Below are 16,188 nucleotides of genomic sequence, written 5' to 3'. Positions count from 1 at the left end.
TTAAACTCTTCGATTTATAGAGTGCACACTATTCCAAAGGGGGCGTCAATAGCGCTTTGCAGCTGCGGCGCCGCCGCATGCGGCAAAAATAATCCAAAAAATGAGCAATTTGAACCAGGGCAAGGATTCCGCGCCGCAGGCTGTCGACCAGAAAGAAGAGTGTACCCTGTTTATAGGGGAAACCCGGCTCTTAGTGTCGTCGCCTAACGCGGATGTTCCCGTCGCCAGGTCTCGGGCCGCTCGAAGTCGAGCGCCCAGAGCCCGCGCCCGGCCGCCCTCGCCTGCTCTTCCTCGCTGCGATAGCCGCCATAGGCCACCGCCTGGCCCTGCCGCACCAGCTCGGCATTGATGTCGATCTCGCCAACGCGGCAATGGGCAAGCCCGCGGCCGTAGCGATCGATCTTGCCGATCTCGCAGGTGACGAGGCCACGCTCCAGCAAATCGGCTAGGGCGCGGCGCGCGCTACGTCCGCAATCGACCGGCCTGCCCGCCTTGGTCGTACAGCTCTGGCGGTATTCGGGTGCATCCAGCCCTTCCAGGCGCAATTCCTCGCCGTTCAGCCGCAGCGAGTCGCCGTCGATCGCCTGCGCCGCGCCGGTCAGCATGCGCGCAGGCCCGAGCCGATATTGCAGCACGGCGCCCGCTATCGCCAATAAACCAAGGATTCCAAGGGCGACCACGAGATCGACCAGCCGGCTGACGCGCCGCCAGCCGAAGGGGCCTGACCTGAAACGACCGAATCCGAAGCGCGCCATCAGGAAGAGCTTAACGATTTACCGACCATGATGGCGAGCCGGCGGTGCATCCTGCGCTGCCGGGCGAGGACATTTTTGCTTCGATCATGGCAGAAGTCACGGCTGAACAGGTGCAACGCGGGCGTGGGCCCGACCCGAACGCATTGGCGCGCCGCAAGCTCGTCACGCGCGAGGTCAAGTCGGTACGCGAGCGACTGACCTCATCGACCGGGCTCGTACGCGCCTTTGACTACGAATTGCTGCGCCTGTTCGCGCAATACCGCATGAACGGCACGGTCGGCACGCTGGTGCTGGCACTTTGCATCGCGGCGGCTGCCTGCCTGTGGACACCGATCTCCAGGGTCGCGCCCTGGGTCGGCGCCGTCATCCTCAGCTCCCTGGTCATCGTGATCCTGTGTCGGCGTTTCCTCGCGCAGGAGGCCGGCGATGTCCGGATCGGGCTGTGGCGCCGTCTCTTCGCCCTGGCGGAAGGGGTCCATGGCTTCACCTGGTCCCTGATCCTGTTGCTGTTCGCGCAGAGCAGCGCGCCAGGCGCCAAGGTCTTCGTCACCACGACCCTGCTGATCGTCAGCGCGCTGACCGTGATGCTGTCGGCCTCGATTCCGATTGCGGTCTATGCCGGATTGCTTCCGATCACCGTCGGCATCGGCCTGTTCTTCTGGGGCCGTAACGACATCGACAGCGTGACGATGGCGCTGATGGCGGCTTCAGCCCAGTTCTTCTTCATCTTCCTGGCCAACCGGCTCTATGCCAGCTCGGTCTCGACCATCGAATTCCGCGCCGAGAAGGACGCGCTGATCGCGGAGCTGGAAACCGCGACCGCCAATTCCGACGAGGCCAGGCGCAAGGCGGAGGAAGCCAACCTCGCCAAATCGCGCTTCCTGGCCACGATGAGCCATGAATTGCGCACGCCGCTCAACGCGATCCTGGGCTTCTCGGAGGTGATGAAGAACGAGGTTTTCGGTGGGCACGCCAACGCCGCCTACAAGGAATATTCCGCCGACATCCACGGCTCGGGCCAGCATCTGCTCGAGCTGATCAATGAGATCCTCGATCTCTCGCGCATCGAGGCCGGCAAATACGAGCTGAACGAGGAGGCGCTCTCGCTCGCCGCCATCGCCGATGATTGCCGCCACATGCTGAACCTGCGCGCCAAGGCCAAGGGCCAGACGATCCGCGAGGCGATCGAGCCGAATCTGCCCAAGGTCTGGGCCGATGAGCGGGCGATCCGGCAGGTGGTGCTGAACATCCTCTCCAACGCGATCAAGTTCACCCCGCAGGGCGGCGAGATCTCGATCAAGGTCGGCTGGACCGCCAATGGCGGGCAATATGTCTCGATCACCGATACGGGACCGGGCATCCCGGAGGATGAAATCCCGATCGTGCTGCAGACCTTCGGGCGCGGCTCGCTGGCGATCAAGACAGCCGAGCAGGGCTCAGGCCTCGGCCTGCCGATCGTGAAGGGGCTGATCGACCTGCATAGCGGCGGCTTCCACCTGAAATCGAAGCCGCGCGCCGGAACCGAAGTGACGATCACGCTCCCGGCCGAGCGGGTGATGGATACGCTGGCGGCCCTGCCGGAACCGACGACGCGGGCAGCCTGAACAGGCGAATGGCGAAGATGCTACGCTTCGCCATTCGCCGGGCCATTCGCCCCCAAGTTCAGTCCACGACCCGAACCGCGCCCTTGGCGGCGCTCGTCGTCATCGCGGCATAGGCCTTGAGCGCGGTCGTGATCTTGCGCTTGCGCGGCGCGGTGGGCTTCCAGGCGTCCTTGCCCTTGGCCTCCATCGCGGCACGCCGGCGCGCCAGCTCCTCCTCCGAGACCTGCAGGCTGATGCCGCGGTTGGGGATATCGATGGCGATGATATCGCCATTCTCGACGAGGCCGATCGCGCCGCCCTCCGCCGCTTCCGGCGAGACATGGCCGATCGAAAGCCCCGACGAGCCGCCCGAGAAGCGCCCATCGGTGACCAGCGCGCAGGCCTTGCCGAGCCCCTTCGATTTCAGATAGCTCGTCGGATAGAGCATTTCCTGCATGCCCGGCCCGCCACGCGGCCCCTCATAGCGAATGACGACAACGTCGCCCTCCTTGACCTTGCGGTTGAGGATGCCCTCGACGGCGGCGTCCTGGCTCTCGAAGATCACCGCCGGCCCGGAGAAGCTCAGGATCGAGGCGTCGACGCCGGCCGTCTTCACGATGCAGCCGTCGAGCGCGATGTTCCCGGACAGCACGGCAAGCCCGCCATCCCTGGAATGGGCATGGTCCTTGTCGCGGATGACGCCGCCGGCGCGATCGAGATCGAGCTCCTCGAAGCGGCGCTCCTGGCTGAAGGCGACCTGGGTCGGCACGCCGCCAGGCGCTGCGCTGTAGAATGAGCGCACCGCCTCGCTCTGTGTGCGTGTGATGTCCCAGCGCGACAGGGCCTCAGCCATCGTCGCCGCATGGACGGTCGGCAGCGAGGTGTCGATCAGCCCGGCGCGCTCGAGCTCGCCGAGGATCGCCATGATGCCGCCGGCGCGGTGGACATCCTCCATATGGACGTTGGCCACGGAGGGCGCGACCTTGCACAGCACGGGCACGCGTCGCGACAGCCGGTCGATATCGGCCATGGTGAAGGCGATCTCGGCCTCATGGGCGGCGGCGAGCAGGTGCAGCACCGTATTGGTCGAGCCGCCCATGGCGATGTCGAGCGTCATCGCGTTCTCGAAGGCCTTGAAGCTTGCGACATTGCGCGGCAGCACGCTCTCGTCGTTCTGCTCGTACCAGCGCCGGGCGATGTCGACGATCAGGTGCCCGGCCTCGACGAAGAGGCGCTTGCGGTCGGCATGCGTCGCCAGCACAGAGCCGTTGCCCGGCAGCGCCAGCCCCAGCGCCTCGGTCAGGCAGTTCATCGAATTGGCGGTGAACATGCCCGAGCAGGAGCCGCAGGTCGGGCAGGCGGAGCGCTCGATCACATCGACTTCGCTGTCGGAATATTTGCTGTCGGCGGCGGCGACCATCGCATCGACGAGGTCGACCTTCTTGAGCACGCCCTCGGCGATGTATTTGCCCGCTTCCATCGGCCCGCCGGAGACGAAGACGGTGGGGATGTTGAGCCGCATCGCCGCCATCAGCATGCCGGGCGTGATCTTGTCGCAGTTCGAGATGCAGACCATGGCGTCGGCGCAATGGGCGTTGACCATGTACTCGACGCTGTCGGCGATGATCTCGCGCGAGGGCAGGCTGTAGAGCATGCCGTCATGGCCCATCGCGATGCCGTCATCGACCGCGATGGTGTTGAACTCCTTGGCGACGCCGCCGGCCTGCTCGATCTCGCGGGCGACGAGCTGGCCGAGATCCTTGAGATGGACATGGCCCGGCACGAACTGGGTGAAGGAGTTGACCACGGCGATGATCGGCTTGCCGAAATCGCTGTCCTTCATGCCGGTGGCGCGCCACAGGCCGCGCGCGCCGGCCATGTTGCGGCCCTTGGTGGTGGTGTCGGATCTCAGCTTCGGCATGGTTCACCCTCTCCGCCCCGGGAGACTGGACGTCAAAATATCGCCGGCACTCATCAAAGAGTGAGAGCAGGATCGACGCGAAAAACCGGTCTCCACTTTTTCGCATCCTGCTCTAATCGCTGCTGCATCGCCGGCAAAATTGAATTCTTCGATTTCCAGGATCGGCATTACCGATCGCAAGTGGCTGGAGGCGGCCCGCCGGAGTTGGCATAACCAGGTATGGCCGGAGGTTTCGACGGCAGGCGCGTCGGGAAGACACCGCATGATCCGCAACATCGACATCGACCTGATGCGCTGCCTGGTGACCATCGCCGAGAAGGGCAGTTTTACGCGGGCGGCGGCAGCGCTGTTCCGCAGCCAGTCGACGATCAGCTCGCAGGTGCGCCGGCTGGAGGAGCTGGTCGGCCACACCTTGCTGCAGCGCTCGCCCCATGAGGTGGCGCTGACGCGCGCCGGCGAGGATTTCCTGGGTTATGCGCGCCGCATCGTGGCCTTGCATGACGAAGCGCTCGACGTCGCCGATGCGCAGAGCGTGAGCGGACCGGTGCGGCTGGCGGTGATGGACGACTACGCCACGATCGTGCTGCCGGAGACGCTTGCCCGCTTCGTCCGCTCCCATCCCGATGTCGAGCTCGAGGTCACGACCGGCTTCACCCGCGATCTGCTGACCAGGCTCGGCGAAGAGTTCGACCTCGTGCTCACCACCCAGAAGCAGGGCGACGGGCGCGGCGAGGTGCTGCGCAGCGAACGGACACTCTGGGCCTGCTCGGACCGGCATGGTCTGTCACTGGAGGAGCCCCTCAAGCTGGCTCTGCTCAGCGCCCCCAACATGTACCGGGAATGGGGGTTAGCTGCCCTGAATGCGGCGGGGCTGAGCTGGCGCATCCTGTTCAGCAGCTCCAGCATCGGCGCGGTCGAGGCCATGGCGGCTTCGGGCGCCGCCGTGACCATCGTCAAGGCCGGCACGGCGCGGCCGGGCTTGCGCCTGCTCGACACGGCCGACGGATTGCCGGCCCTGCCGGCCTCCGAGATCGCGCTGCACATGGCGCCGGGCCGGGCCAGCCCCGCCATGCGGGCGCTACGCGACTTCCTGCGGCAGGCGCTGACGCAAAGCGGCGACGAGAGCGGCCAGGGCGAAGCCTGACGACGCCTCAGGCCTCCGCCGTCCCCTTCCCCGCCACACCAGCCTGAGCGAAGGTCGCCATGCCGGAATGGATCGCGGCGGCGGCCTTGACCAGCGAGGCGGCGAGCGCCGCCCCCGTGCCCTCGCCCAGCCGCATGTCGAGCGCCAGCAGCGGCTGCTTGCCGAGCCGGGCCAGCACCTGCGCATGCGCACCCTCGGCCGAGAGATGGCCGGCGAGGCAATGGTCGATCGATGACGGCTCCAGCGCGTGCAGGATGGCGGCGGCAGCGGTGACGACGTAGCCGTCGAGAATGACCGGGATGCGCTGCGAGCGTGCGGCGATGATGGCACCGCAGATCGCCGCGATCTCGCGTCCGCCGAAGCGGCGCAGGACCTCGAGCGGGTCGCGCAGATGGGCCGCGTGCAGGGCAAGCCCCGCTTCGACAGCGGCGACCTTGCGCTTCAGCCCCGCATCATCGACGCCGGTGCCGCGGCCGCACCACATCGCGGCATCGCCGCCATAGAGCGCGGCATAGATCGCGGCTGCCGAGGTGGTGTTGCCGATACCCATCTCGCCGAGACAGAGCAGATCGGCCCCGCCCGCGAGCGCCTCCATGCCGAAGGCCATGGTGGCGACGCAGGCGCGCTCGTCGAGCGCGTCGCCTTGCGTGAAATCGCCGGTCGGCAGGTCGAGCGCGAGGTCGAAGACCTTGAAGCCGATATCGAAGGCCGCGCAGATCTGGTTGATCGCCGCGCCGCCGGCGGCGAAATTCTCCAGCATCTGGCGCGTGACCGCCTGCGGAAAGGCGGAGACGCCCTGGGCGACGACGCCATGATTTCCCGCGAAGACGCAGACCAGCGGCCGGTCGACGCGCGGGATCGGCTTGGCCTGCCAGGCGGCGAGCCATTCGGCGATCTCCTCCATGCGGCCGAGGCTGCCGGCGGGCTTGGTCAATTCCTTGTCGCGGGCACGCACCGCATTGGCCGCGGCCATGTCGGGGCCAGGCATGGCGGCAATGAGCTGGCGGATATCGTCGAAGGGCAAGCCGGAAGCGGGCATGGGCGTCTCGTCGGGCGATGCGGACAAAGGCACCGGGCGCTTCGCCATGGCGGCCGGCTCGCCGCTGCTGCTATAGGCTCGGACGCATGAAGACAATCGAGGACAACGAGACGGCATGAGCGAGACGCAGGCCGAGAACGCAAACGCTGGGCAAGACGAGCCGTCATTTCAAGACGCGCCGACTTGGCCGGGCTGGCTGGCGGCAACCGCGATCTGCGTGCGCTTCTATTCGCGGCTGCCGTTTCCGCGCCTGGCGAGCGAGGGCGACGCTCACGCCATGCCGGATTTCCGGCTGGTGCCGCGCGCCCTGCCCTTGGCCGCTCTCCTCATCGCGCTGCCGGCGGCACTGCTCGTGCTGGGCGCAGGCCTGGCCGGCATCAACCCGACGCTGTCAGCCGCGCTCGCCGTCACCGCGCTCGTGCTCACCACCGGGGCCTTCCATGAGGACGGTCTCGCCGACACAGCCGACGGGCTGTTTGGCGGACATAGTCCGGAGCGGCGCTTGGAGATCATGAAGGACAGCCGCGTCGGCACATTTGGCGCGATGGCGCTGGGATTGTCGCTGCTGCTGCGGGTCACCGCGCTGGCCGCGATCCTGGCGGCGGCAGGCCCCTGGGCGGCAGCCGGCGCCGTCCTCATCGCCGCGCCCTGGTCGCGCAGCGAGGGCATCTATCTGCTCGCGACCGAGAAACCGGCGCGCAGGGAGGGCGCATCGGTGGCAGTCGGCCGGCCGACAGGACGCACGGCCCTGATCGCATTTTGCCTGTCGGCGGCCTTTGCGATCGCTCTCGACACCTGGCTTTCCTTGCCGCCCTTCGGCCTGGTGCTCGGCTTGTTCCTGAGCTTCGGCACCGGGGCGGTCTTGAAGCGGCTCTGCCGCCGCCTGATCGGCGGGCAGACCGGCGATATCGTCGGCGCAATGCAGCAGCTCTCGGAAATCGCGATCTATCTCGGCTTCGCGCTCATGCTGGGAGCGGCCAAGCCGTGACGGCGGCATCCAGTCCCTGCGTCAAGATCTGCGTGATCGACCCCGCCAGCAAGCTCTGCCAGGGCTGCGGCCGGACGCTCCGGGAAATCGCGCAATGGGCCGGCATGAGCGAGGCGCAGCGGCTGGCGGTGATGGCGCTGCTGCCGGAGCGCATGCGGGCGCAACGAAGCTGACCGCTTCGTCTTGCGTAGCGGTGCTACCAGAGCGGGATGAATTGCTCGGGACACACCGCCGTCATTCCGGGGCGATCCGCAGGATCGAGCCCGGAACCCAGAACCGATGCCGCAGCCTGAGGAGGCACGGGGAGCAGGCTCGCTTCACGACGACACGCATCGGTTCTGGGTTCCGGGCTCAGGCCTTCGACCTGCCCCGGAATGACGGTGTGGTTCCAGCTGACATCACTCGGCTCGGGCTGTCGCGACGAGCGCTTCGCCCGCCAGCCGGTAGAAGATCTTCTCCCGCTGCGCGACTGCGCCCAGGCTCTCATAGAAGCGCAGCAATTCGGGATTGGCGGCGTCCGCCGTCCAGTCGAGACGCTTATGGCCGCGCGCCAAGGCGAGGTCGGCAAGCGCGCGCATCAGGGCGCGGCCGATGCCGGCTCCGCGCGCCTCACGCGCCACGTAAAGCTCCTTCAGGAAGAAGCCCGAGGTCAGGCCGGGTCCCGGATAGATCGCCGCCGCCGCGGCGAAGCCGAGCAGCGCCGCGCCATCCCCAGCGATCAGAAGCTCTACGCCGGCAGGCGGCGACGCGATGCCGGCCAGGATCTGCGCCGGCTCCGGGCACGGCACGCGGTAATGCCCCTGCATCTCGACCATCAGCGCCACCAGCGCCGGATGGTCGGCTTCCGTGAGAGGGCGAATGCGGATTTGCCGGGCCTGAGCAGTCATCACCTGCCCTCCTTCAGACAAGCAGCGACCAGAGGAAGCGCGCGGCGATGACCAGCAGGAACAGCCCGAAGGCCACCTCCAGCTTGCGCTTCGAGAGCCTGTGCGCCAGGCGCGCGCCGATCGGGGCCGTCCAGATCGAGGTCGGGATGAAGAGCAGGAAGCCGATGAAGGAGACATAGCCGAGCGAGAGCGGCGGCAGCACGTTCATCTTCGGCCAGCCGGCGTAGATGAAGCCGAGCGCGCCGGGGATCGAGATCAGGACGCCCAGCCCCGAGGAGGTCGCGACGGCCTGGTGGATCGGACGGCCATAGAAGGTCATGAACAGGCTCGATAATTGGCCGCCGCCAATACCCATCAGGGCCGAGAGTACGCCGATGACGCCGCCATAGACCGTCATCAGCGGCCGACCCGGCATCTCGGAGCCGAGCTGCCAGCGATCCGAGGCGAAGAGCAGGCGCATGGCGCTGGCGACCGCGACGACGACGAAGACGATCTTGAACAGATCGGGCGGCGCGAAGCGGGCGACATAGCTGCCGAGGATGACGCCGAGCACGACCGGAACGGCCCAGACCTTGAGGATGTCGAGATCGACCAACCCCTTGGCGCGATGGGCGTTGAAGGAGCGGATCGAGGTCGGGATGATGATGGCGAGCGAGGTGCCGACGCAAAGCGGCATGCGCACCTCTTCGGGCACGCCGATGACGCGGAAGACCTCGTAGAGCACGGGTACGATGACCGCGCCGCCGCCGACGCCGAAAAGGCCTGCGAGCACGCCGGTAAAGGCGCCTGCGATGACGAGCGAGACGGCGAGGAAGACGAGATCGCCGATCGGTATTCCAGCAAACATGGGATGAGCCCGGTGATTTTCAGGTGCATCCTGTGGGCGATTTCGCCCGCGACGGCAAGGCGCCTGCGGCAGGGCCGGCATGCCGAGATAGGAAAGGACTGGACAGGAGCCAGGCAAGCAAGAGCCGGACCGCGGCGGGGCTCATCCCATGCGGCTGCGGCAAGGCAGCCCCCTTGCCACGGGGGCTCGACCGCGCGCAACTGTGCGGCTGATCCTGAGACCGCATCCTTCGCAGGAGCGATGCTCTAAACGTTTGAAATCGACGCCGCTGCAACCCATCATCGGAAAGGATCGGAGACCACTCGGAGAGGGCACGCAGCACCCGGACTAAATCGTTTCAATCAATAAAAATTGAGGGAGGTTATGATGACAGACCCCTATGAAGCGACATCCCAGCAAGGCGCGCTTTCGCGGCGAGCCCTGATCAGAGCGACCGGCGCCGGCGTGCTCGCCGCGGCAGCCGGCCCCGTTCTGGCGCAGACTGCAGCCACCCCCGCCGCACCGCCGACCACCATCACCAACCCACCGCGCGATTTCAGCCCGCACGGTCAGCCTACGACCTATTTCTGGGATCCTGACGTCATCGCGGTCGACCCGTCCTTCAATGGCCTGGCGCAGCCCAATGCTTCGATCCAACGGCTCTGGACCGGCGGGCTCTGGGTCGAGGGGCCGGCCTGGAACGCACAAGGGCAATACCTGGTCTGGAGCGACATTCCGCGCAACCGCCAGATGCGCTGGATCGAGGATGACGGGCGTGTCAGCGTCTTCCGCGCGCCTTCGGGCAACAGCAACGGCAACAGCTTCGATTTCCAGGGCCGGCAGCTCTCCTGCGAGCATCTCAACCGCCGCGTCGTGCGCTATGAGCTCGATGGTTCGGCGACCGTGCTCGCCGACAGTTTCCAGGGCAAGAAGCTGAACTCGCCCAACGATATCGTCGCCCATCCCGACGGCAGCTACTGGTTCACCGATCCGCCCTATGGCGGCCAGCTCTATGAGGGCGCACCGGACGCGGCCGGCGGCCCAAGCAACGCCAGTGGCAAGATCAATCCGCGGCTCGGCCAGTTGCCCGGCATCGGGCTGGCGAAGCGCGAATTGCCGACCAACACCTACCGGCTCGATCCGAGCGGGCGCCTCGACATCGTCGCCACCGAGCAGCAGGTGCCCGACCCCAACGGCCTGTGCTTCTCGCCCGATTTCAAGAAGCTCTACATCGCCTCGACCGGCAAGGGACCGGGCGACACCGGGCCGGGCGGCAAGGGCGACATCCATGTCTTCGATGTCGGCGCCGACAACAAGCTCTCGAACCAGAAGCTCTTCGCGGATTGCATGATCGACGGCATCAATTGCGGGCCGGACGGCTTGCGCTGCGATGTCGAGGGCAATCTCTGGGCCTCGTCCAATGCCGGGCGCAATGTCGGTTATAACGGCGTCACGGTGTTCAACCCGGCCGGCAAGGTGATCGGCCGGATCAGGCTGCCGGAGGTCTGCGGCAATATCTGCTTCGGCGGCCCCAAGCGAAACCGGCTGTTCATGGCCGCGAGCCAGTCGATCTACGCGGTGTATCTTGCGACGCAGGGGGCTGGGCCGGGCTGAGCCAGCCTGATGTCACTCATGGAGGAGCCCCGGGGCGTCTGCTCCGGGGCTTCTCCATCATTCCGGCGGCCAAGCAGGCGGCCCTACGCGTCGAGGATCGGTGCGAAGCCGCCATGGATCAAGCGCTTGCCGTCGAAGGGCATCTCGCGCTGCATCCGCGGATCGGCCATGACCTTCTGCCAGCCGGCATCGCGGACCTGCTTTGAGGGCCATTCGATCCAGGAATAGACCACCTTCTCGTCGCCGGTCGCCTTCACCGCCCGCTTGAAATCGGTGAGCTTGCCGTCGGGGACATCCTCGCCCCAGCTGTCGACGACGCGGGCGGCGCCGTGTTCGCACAGAACGGCGCCATGATGCTTGCAGAAGTCGCGATAGGCGTCCTTGTTGCCGGTTGGAACCGCCGCGACCATGCCGTCGACATAGGCCATGCCACTGCTGGCGCCCTGCTGGGCAAGCGACGCGAAGCCGCCATAGATCATGCGCTTGCCGTCGAAGGGCATGGACGCGCCCATCTCCTTCATGCGCGGGTCGCTCATCATCTTCTCATTTGCGGCGTCGGCGACAGCCTTGTCGGGAAATTCGAGCCAGGAGAAGACGACGACCTCGTCCGGCGTCGCCTTCACCGCGCCCTTGAAGTCGGTCAGCTTGCCGTCGGGGACGTCGTCGCCCCAGGCCTCGACGATGCGTGTCGCGCCGAACTCCCTGAAGATCGGGGCGGCCTCTGCGGCATGCTTGCGATAGGCCTCCTTGTTCGCGGCCGGAACGGCGACGACGAATCCCTGCACATAGGTCATGGCTTCACTCCCATGGGTTCGAGGTGGGTTAGAGCAATTCCGATCCGATTGGATCGTTCAGTTGCGCGGCTCAGCCGCAGCAGGCGCTCGCGGGCGCCGGCTCGGGGGCTCCCGTCGCGGCGGATTTCTCGTAACGATCATGGTGGCGCATCCAGTCCATGATCTCGTCCTCGTTGCGGCCCTTCGGGGTCATGTCGAGAAAGTTATAGGCGCCGACGAGCAGGTCGCAGCCGCGCTCATAAGACGAGTAGCTATGGAAGATCTCACCCTGCTCGTTGCGATAGAACACCGAGAAGCCGGGCATCTCGCCGCCCTCCCCGTCACGCGTCTCGTAATTGTATTCATAGCGGCCGGCGGCCTGTTCGGCTGGGCTCGGCGAGACGTGGAAGTCGTAGTTGAAGTCGCTGCCAGCCGAGGAGACCCAGTCGAAATCCCAGCCCATGCGCCGCTTGAAGGCCTGGAACTCGGCGAAGGGCGCGCGCGAGACCGCCACCAGGCTGACGTCATGGTGCTTCAGATGGAGATTGGCACCGTCGAAATGGTCGGCGAGGAAGGAGCAGCCCGAGCAGCCCTCCGTCCAGCCCGGCCCGAACATGAAATGATAGATCACGAGCTGGCTGTTGCTGCCGAACAGATCGGCCAGCGTCAGGCGGCCACCCTGCCCCTCAAACGCATAATCCTTGTCGAGCTTGACCCAGGGCAAGGCGCGCCGCTCGGCGCTGAGCGCGTCGCGCTGCCGGGTGAACGCCTTTTCGTGGGCGAGATGCGCCTTGCGGGCTAAGAGCCATTCATCGCGGGATACGACTTGATGTTGCATCGTCTCGTCTCCGTGTTGGGCCGGGCGTTTCGTCGACGGGACATTGTTGTCGACGGGACATGACCCGGTCGGTTTTCCCCCCAAGCCGTTCCCGATCGCATTCACGATCAAGCGAACAGCGCCTCCAGCTTGACCATCGAGCCGGTCCAGCCATGGGTGTGGCCCTTGACCGCCTGCTCGTCGAAGAGCTGCTCATGCAGCAGCGTCAGGATGGTGATGTCGCCATCGGGCTTCAGCGTGACCGTGACGCGCGAGACGCGCTCGGGCGTCGTCACCCAGGACCAGCTGAAGACCAGCCGCTCATTCGCGACGACCTCCTGATAGGCGCCCGAAACCTGATGCCGCTCGCCGGTGTTTTCCAGCATCACGATGCGGTAGACGCCGCCGACCCGGACATCGAGTTCGGCCTCCAGCGTCTCGACGTTTTCCGGCCCGAACCAGCGCGTCAGCAACTTGGGATCGGTCCAGGCCCGATAGACCTCGGCGGGGCTGGCGTTCAAGCGCCGCTTCATCGTCAGGCTCGGAGTGGTCTTGGCTTTCGGAGTGGTCTTGGCTCGGGCATCCATCGCATCGCCTCCCGGCGCGTTTCTTGTTTCAGGCGCCGCCCTCGTTCGGGCGCCGTCTTTCAGCGGTTCGCGTTCAGGTCTTCTCTTTCACGTCTTCTCTTGGCGCTGCGTGTTCAGCATCGCCTCCAGCGCGTCGAGGCGCTGCGTCCAGAACCGTTGGTAGCGCGCGAGCCAGCCCATCGCCTCCTCCATCGGTTCCGCGTTGAGGCGGCACGACACCGTGCGCCCCTGCTTCGAGCGCGTGACCAGCCCGGCATCGGAGAGCACGTCGAGATGCTTCATGATCGCCGGCAGCGAGACCGGAAAGGGTCGCGCCAAGTCGCTGATCGACAGCCCGTCCTCCCCCTCGAGACGCGCCAGCAGCGCCCGCCGCGTCGGATCGGACAGAGCGGAAAAGGTGCGGTCGAGCTGCGTCTCTTGAAACTTAACCATTGGGTTAAGTTTAGGCGCGCGACACGGCGCCGTCAAGCCTCGCGATGGGCGAGGAAGAGAAAAACGTGTCGGTCACTGGAGGGGAGCGCTTCCGAAGCTGGCCCATAGCTAATCTTCGTGACGTCTGGATTTGGGTCGACGAACTGTGGGTAAATAGAAGCCGCGCAGGCTCGCTGCAGACCTAGATCTTATCACCTATTAGCGTGAGGAGGTTTCCCGATCGACGCCGCGTCTCGTTTTAGTAGTCGGCGCTCATGACAAGCGAAGAGAATACCTAGATCGTCGTAGAGACGATCAGGGCCGACATGATCCCTGTCGGCCAACTAGTCCAATAGCCACAATGCCACATGCATGTCGCGCTTCTGCGGCAGCCAAATTACGAAGGCTTGCGCCACCGGCAGCAGCGCCAATCGCCGCGATTGTATAATCGCAAGAGCAAATTTATCCGAAAACGATAGACAAACGGTCTCTACAAAAAATTGGGAGTGAAATAGCTGCGACAGAGAGGTGGACCGATAAGCTTGCAAGCACTCGCGGATGAACTCCAGGTGCTAGAGTATCGTTATGAGCAGACTGAGAAAAGCTATGAATCTCTGGGGCGCTGGTTTCACCGGCCAGAGAGCAGCACCGGGAACTTGGCCAGCAAGTCTGTTGCAGGGGTAACCTTGACCCGGAGCGGCAATACGAACGATCAGTGACGTTGAGGAATATCGGATTTCTTCGAAAAGCACCGCCAAGTTGACGTAAGTGTCTAGTATATGGTCTTGTATTTTAGCATCGCCCCATGGGTCACGTCGCCGTGAAGAGGCTCGGAAATTTGGCAAAATGCATAAAACATCGGCGGGCAATCATATCAGATTGAATATTTTAGACGGACTCTCAATTATTGAGTCAGGCCGGAATATAATCGTAAAAGGAAAAAAAGCTCGAGCGATAATTATTTATTTAGCCCTTAACTCTCGCAAGCTCGTTGAACGAACTCAAATAGCCTCACTGCTTTGGGATGAATCCGACGCAGCAAAAGCCAACAATTCGATGCGTCAAGTTGTTAAAGAAATACGCTCTATATCGAATGAATTTAATAGAGTAGTTCATTTTGAAGCGGTCAACATAAACACCTCTATAGACGAGATTGATGTTGATATTAAATTACTTATTCCAGAAATTGAATCCGGACTAGTAAGAGAAGACGCCCAGATACTAAGTGTATTCAATGACTCCTTTCTAAATTATCTGGACAATATTAGTGAAACATATCAAGATTGGTTAAATTTATTTAGATCAGATATCCGACGTCGAGTGTCAAAGGCACTTTCATCAGGCGCCGATAACAGTCAATTGGACTGGAAGGCACGGGAGACCTTGGCAGAGATCTTGGTTCATGTCGAACCCTTGAACGAGAGCGCGTGCCGCGTGCTTATCGAAGCTGCCGCTCGTCGCGGCGATGTTGGTACTGCCCTCACACGATACGAGAAGCTTTACAAGCTTCTCGATCAGGAGATGGGGATGGAGCCGACCCTGGGCACACAGGACCTGATCGTCCGCATCAAGCTGGGGGACTTCAGCCTAACGACGCCCGTCGTCGAAACGAAGGCCGTCAGAGCAGCGGGAGCCGGCGAGCCGGTTGTCGCGATTTTCCCGTTCCGCAGCGCGCCCCTGGACGGCTCGCAAACCCGCATTGGCGACCTCATCGCAGACGAGTTGATCTGCAATATATTTGCCCTGCGCGAAATCGGCGTCATTTCATCGGCCTCGACCAGAAGCGTGTTAGCCTTGGAGGCGGATGTTCACAGGGCCGCGATCCAGCTCAACGCGGACTACTATCTCACCGGTGCCATAACCCAATTCGGCGAGTCGTTCAGGCTGTCGGCGCAGCTGGCACGTACGCATGGCGGGTTGGTCGTCTGGGCCGACACTGTCAATCTCGATCTGGCCGACTTCCCCACTGCCCAGTCGAAGATTGCGCAGATGATTACCTGGCAGATCGTACCCTCGCTTCGAAATACCGAATTGCGGATCGCCAGTGCTTACGGAATCGAGCAGCTCACGGCCTATCAGCTCATCCTGCGGGCGCAGGAGGCTACATATCGTCTGGATCGCGCCTCATTTTTCGAAGCCGAAGAGCTGCTCAGACTCGCAGTCGAACGGGAACCGAATTTCGCTGCCGCCTATGTGGCGAAGGCCGACTGGCACAGCCTCAGGCTAGGGCAGAGCTGGTCGTCCAACCCACAGCAAGACACGTTGGAGTTGATCCGCTGCGCACAAACGGCGCTGCGCTTGGGCGGCATGAATGGCCGGGCTCTTGCCTTGCTCGGACACAACCGTGCGATCTATTCGCGCGCCTATGACGACGCGCTGTCGCTGATGAAACGGGCGACGGATTTGGCTCCCAACGATGCCGAGACGCTGATGTGGAGCAGCCCGACCTACGCCTATACAGGCGATCACGAGACGGCGATCCGCCATGCGGTGCGTGCGATTGATTTGTCTCCGTTCGATCCCTTGCTGTTTCGCTACGAGCATTTTGCAAGTATATCGCACTTCTCCGCAGGCGACTACGATGAGGCCGTCAGATATGGCTTGCGCTCCCATGAGCGAAACCCAAATTATACGTCCAATATCCGGGTGACCGTCGCCGGGCTCATGGAGCAGGGGCGCATTGGCGACGCCAGGGAGCTTGCGGCCAGGGTCATGGTCCTGGAGCCGAAATTCACCGTCACCGATTTCATTGGCCGCCAGGCTTTCAGCGATCCCGCTCGCCGGGCCGCCTTCGGTCGTCATCTCGTCCGGGCCGGGCTGCCTGAGTAGGCGCCTCAGGCTTT

The 16,188-nt window shown here is 64.2% G+C and carries 15 protein-coding genes; 6 read left to right on the top strand and 9 right to left on the bottom strand.

Annotated features, from left to right (window positions below; genetic code table 11):
* Positions 1-203 precede the first annotated feature (203 nt).
* Positions 204-755, bottom strand: a complete 552-nt coding sequence (locus ACSQ3P_RS21910; RefSeq protein ID WP_436167598.1) for a thermonuclease family protein — start codon at positions 753-755, stop codon at positions 204-206.
* A gap of 86 nt (positions 756-841) precedes the next feature.
* On the opposite strand from ACSQ3P_RS21910, the gene ACSQ3P_RS21905 reads away from it, so the two are divergent.
* Entirely contained in the window at positions 842-2,359 is a 1,518-nt protein-coding gene (locus ACSQ3P_RS21905; RefSeq protein ID WP_436167597.1) for a sensor histidine kinase, read from the top strand.
* Positions 2,360-2,417: 58 nt separating this feature from the next.
* On the opposite strand, the gene ilvD is transcribed toward ACSQ3P_RS21905, so the two are convergent.
* On the bottom strand, positions 2,418-4,259 hold the full coding sequence (gene ilvD, locus ACSQ3P_RS21900; protein WP_436167596.1) for a dihydroxy-acid dehydratase: 1,842 nt from the start codon (positions 4,257-4,259) through the stop codon (positions 2,418-2,420).
* Between the two features lie 262 nt (positions 4,260-4,521).
* Between ilvD and ACSQ3P_RS21895 the strand changes: the two genes are divergently transcribed.
* Complete coding sequence (locus ACSQ3P_RS21895) at positions 4,522-5,403, top strand: LysR substrate-binding domain-containing protein (RefSeq protein ID WP_436167595.1); 882 nt, start codon at positions 4,522-4,524, stop codon at positions 5,401-5,403.
* Positions 5,404-5,410: 7 nt separating this feature from the next.
* Here ACSQ3P_RS21895 and cobT read toward each other — a convergent pair whose 3' ends face one another.
* Positions 5,411-6,442: a nicotinate-nucleotide--dimethylbenzimidazole phosphoribosyltransferase gene (gene cobT, locus ACSQ3P_RS21890; protein WP_436167594.1), complete on the bottom strand. Its 1,032-nt coding sequence runs from the start codon at positions 6,440-6,442 to the stop codon at positions 5,411-5,413.
* A gap of 115 nt (positions 6,443-6,557) precedes the next feature.
* Between cobT and ACSQ3P_RS21885 the strand changes: the two genes are divergently transcribed.
* Together ACSQ3P_RS21885 and ACSQ3P_RS21880 are read left to right on the top strand one after the other, a co-directional pair.
* Positions 6,558-7,430, top strand: coding sequence for an adenosylcobinamide-GDP ribazoletransferase (locus tag ACSQ3P_RS21885; protein ID WP_436167593.1), 873 nt, complete (start codon positions 6,558-6,560; stop codon positions 7,428-7,430).
* Complete coding sequence (locus ACSQ3P_RS21880) at positions 7,427-7,603, top strand: DUF1289 domain-containing protein (RefSeq protein WP_436167592.1); 177 nt, start codon at positions 7,427-7,429, stop codon at positions 7,601-7,603. The genes ACSQ3P_RS21885 and ACSQ3P_RS21880 overlap by 4 nt, the downstream gene beginning before the upstream one ends.
* Before the next feature lie 225 nt (positions 7,604-7,828).
* Here the strand turns inward: ACSQ3P_RS21880 and ACSQ3P_RS21875 are convergent, their stop codons facing one another.
* Positions 7,829-8,317 carry an N-acetyltransferase family protein gene (locus tag ACSQ3P_RS21875; RefSeq protein WP_436167591.1) on the bottom strand — a complete coding sequence of 163 codons (489 nt, stop codon included), beginning with the start codon at positions 8,315-8,317 and terminating at the stop codon, positions 7,829-7,831.
* 13 nt (positions 8,318-8,330) lie between these two features.
* Positions 8,331-9,164, bottom strand: a complete 834-nt coding sequence (locus ACSQ3P_RS21870; protein ID WP_436167590.1) for a sulfite exporter TauE/SafE family protein — start codon at positions 9,162-9,164, stop codon at positions 8,331-8,333.
* 366 nt (positions 9,165-9,530) lie between these two features.
* Here ACSQ3P_RS21870 and ACSQ3P_RS21865 point away from each other — a divergent pair, with 366 nt between their 5' ends.
* A complete protein-coding gene (locus ACSQ3P_RS21865) occupies positions 9,531-10,757 on the top strand; it encodes an SMP-30/gluconolactonase/LRE family protein (protein ID WP_436167589.1) in 1,227 nt (408 codons plus the stop codon).
* 83 nt (positions 10,758-10,840) lie between these two features.
* Here ACSQ3P_RS21865 and ACSQ3P_RS21860 read toward each other — a convergent pair whose 3' ends face one another.
* The 4 genes from ACSQ3P_RS21860 to ACSQ3P_RS21845 form a co-directional block, all read right to left on the bottom strand.
* Positions 10,841-11,551, bottom strand: a complete 711-nt coding sequence (locus tag ACSQ3P_RS21860) for a DUF1428 domain-containing protein (RefSeq protein WP_436167588.1) — start codon at positions 11,549-11,551, stop codon at positions 10,841-10,843.
* A 70-nt stretch (positions 11,552-11,621) separates the two neighbouring features.
* Positions 11,622-12,368 carry a DUF899 domain-containing protein gene (locus ACSQ3P_RS21855; RefSeq protein WP_436167587.1) on the bottom strand — a complete coding sequence of 249 codons (747 nt, stop codon included), beginning with the start codon at positions 12,366-12,368 and terminating at the stop codon, positions 11,622-11,624.
* A gap of 107 nt (positions 12,369-12,475) precedes the next feature.
* Positions 12,476-12,934 carry an SRPBCC family protein gene (locus ACSQ3P_RS21850; RefSeq protein ID WP_436167586.1) on the bottom strand — a complete coding sequence of 153 codons (459 nt, stop codon included), beginning with the start codon at positions 12,932-12,934 and terminating at the stop codon, positions 12,476-12,478.
* Between the two features lie 87 nt (positions 12,935-13,021).
* On the bottom strand, positions 13,022-13,366 hold the full coding sequence (locus ACSQ3P_RS21845) for an ArsR/SmtB family transcription factor (protein ID WP_436167585.1): 345 nt from the start codon (positions 13,364-13,366) through the stop codon (positions 13,022-13,024).
* An 825-nt stretch (positions 13,367-14,191) separates the two neighbouring features.
* Here ACSQ3P_RS21845 and ACSQ3P_RS21840 point away from each other — a divergent pair.
* Positions 14,192-16,174, top strand: coding sequence for a BTAD domain-containing putative transcriptional regulator (locus ACSQ3P_RS21840; RefSeq protein ID WP_436167584.1), 1,983 nt, complete (start codon positions 14,192-14,194; stop codon positions 16,172-16,174).
* Positions 16,175-16,188 lie beyond the last annotated feature (14 nt).

Source organism: Allobosea sp. LjRoot9, assembly GCF_964252745.1.
Taxonomy (GTDB): Bacteria; Pseudomonadota; Alphaproteobacteria; order Rhizobiales; family Beijerinckiaceae; genus Allobosea.
This window is presented reverse-complemented; position numbering and strand designations above follow the sequence as displayed.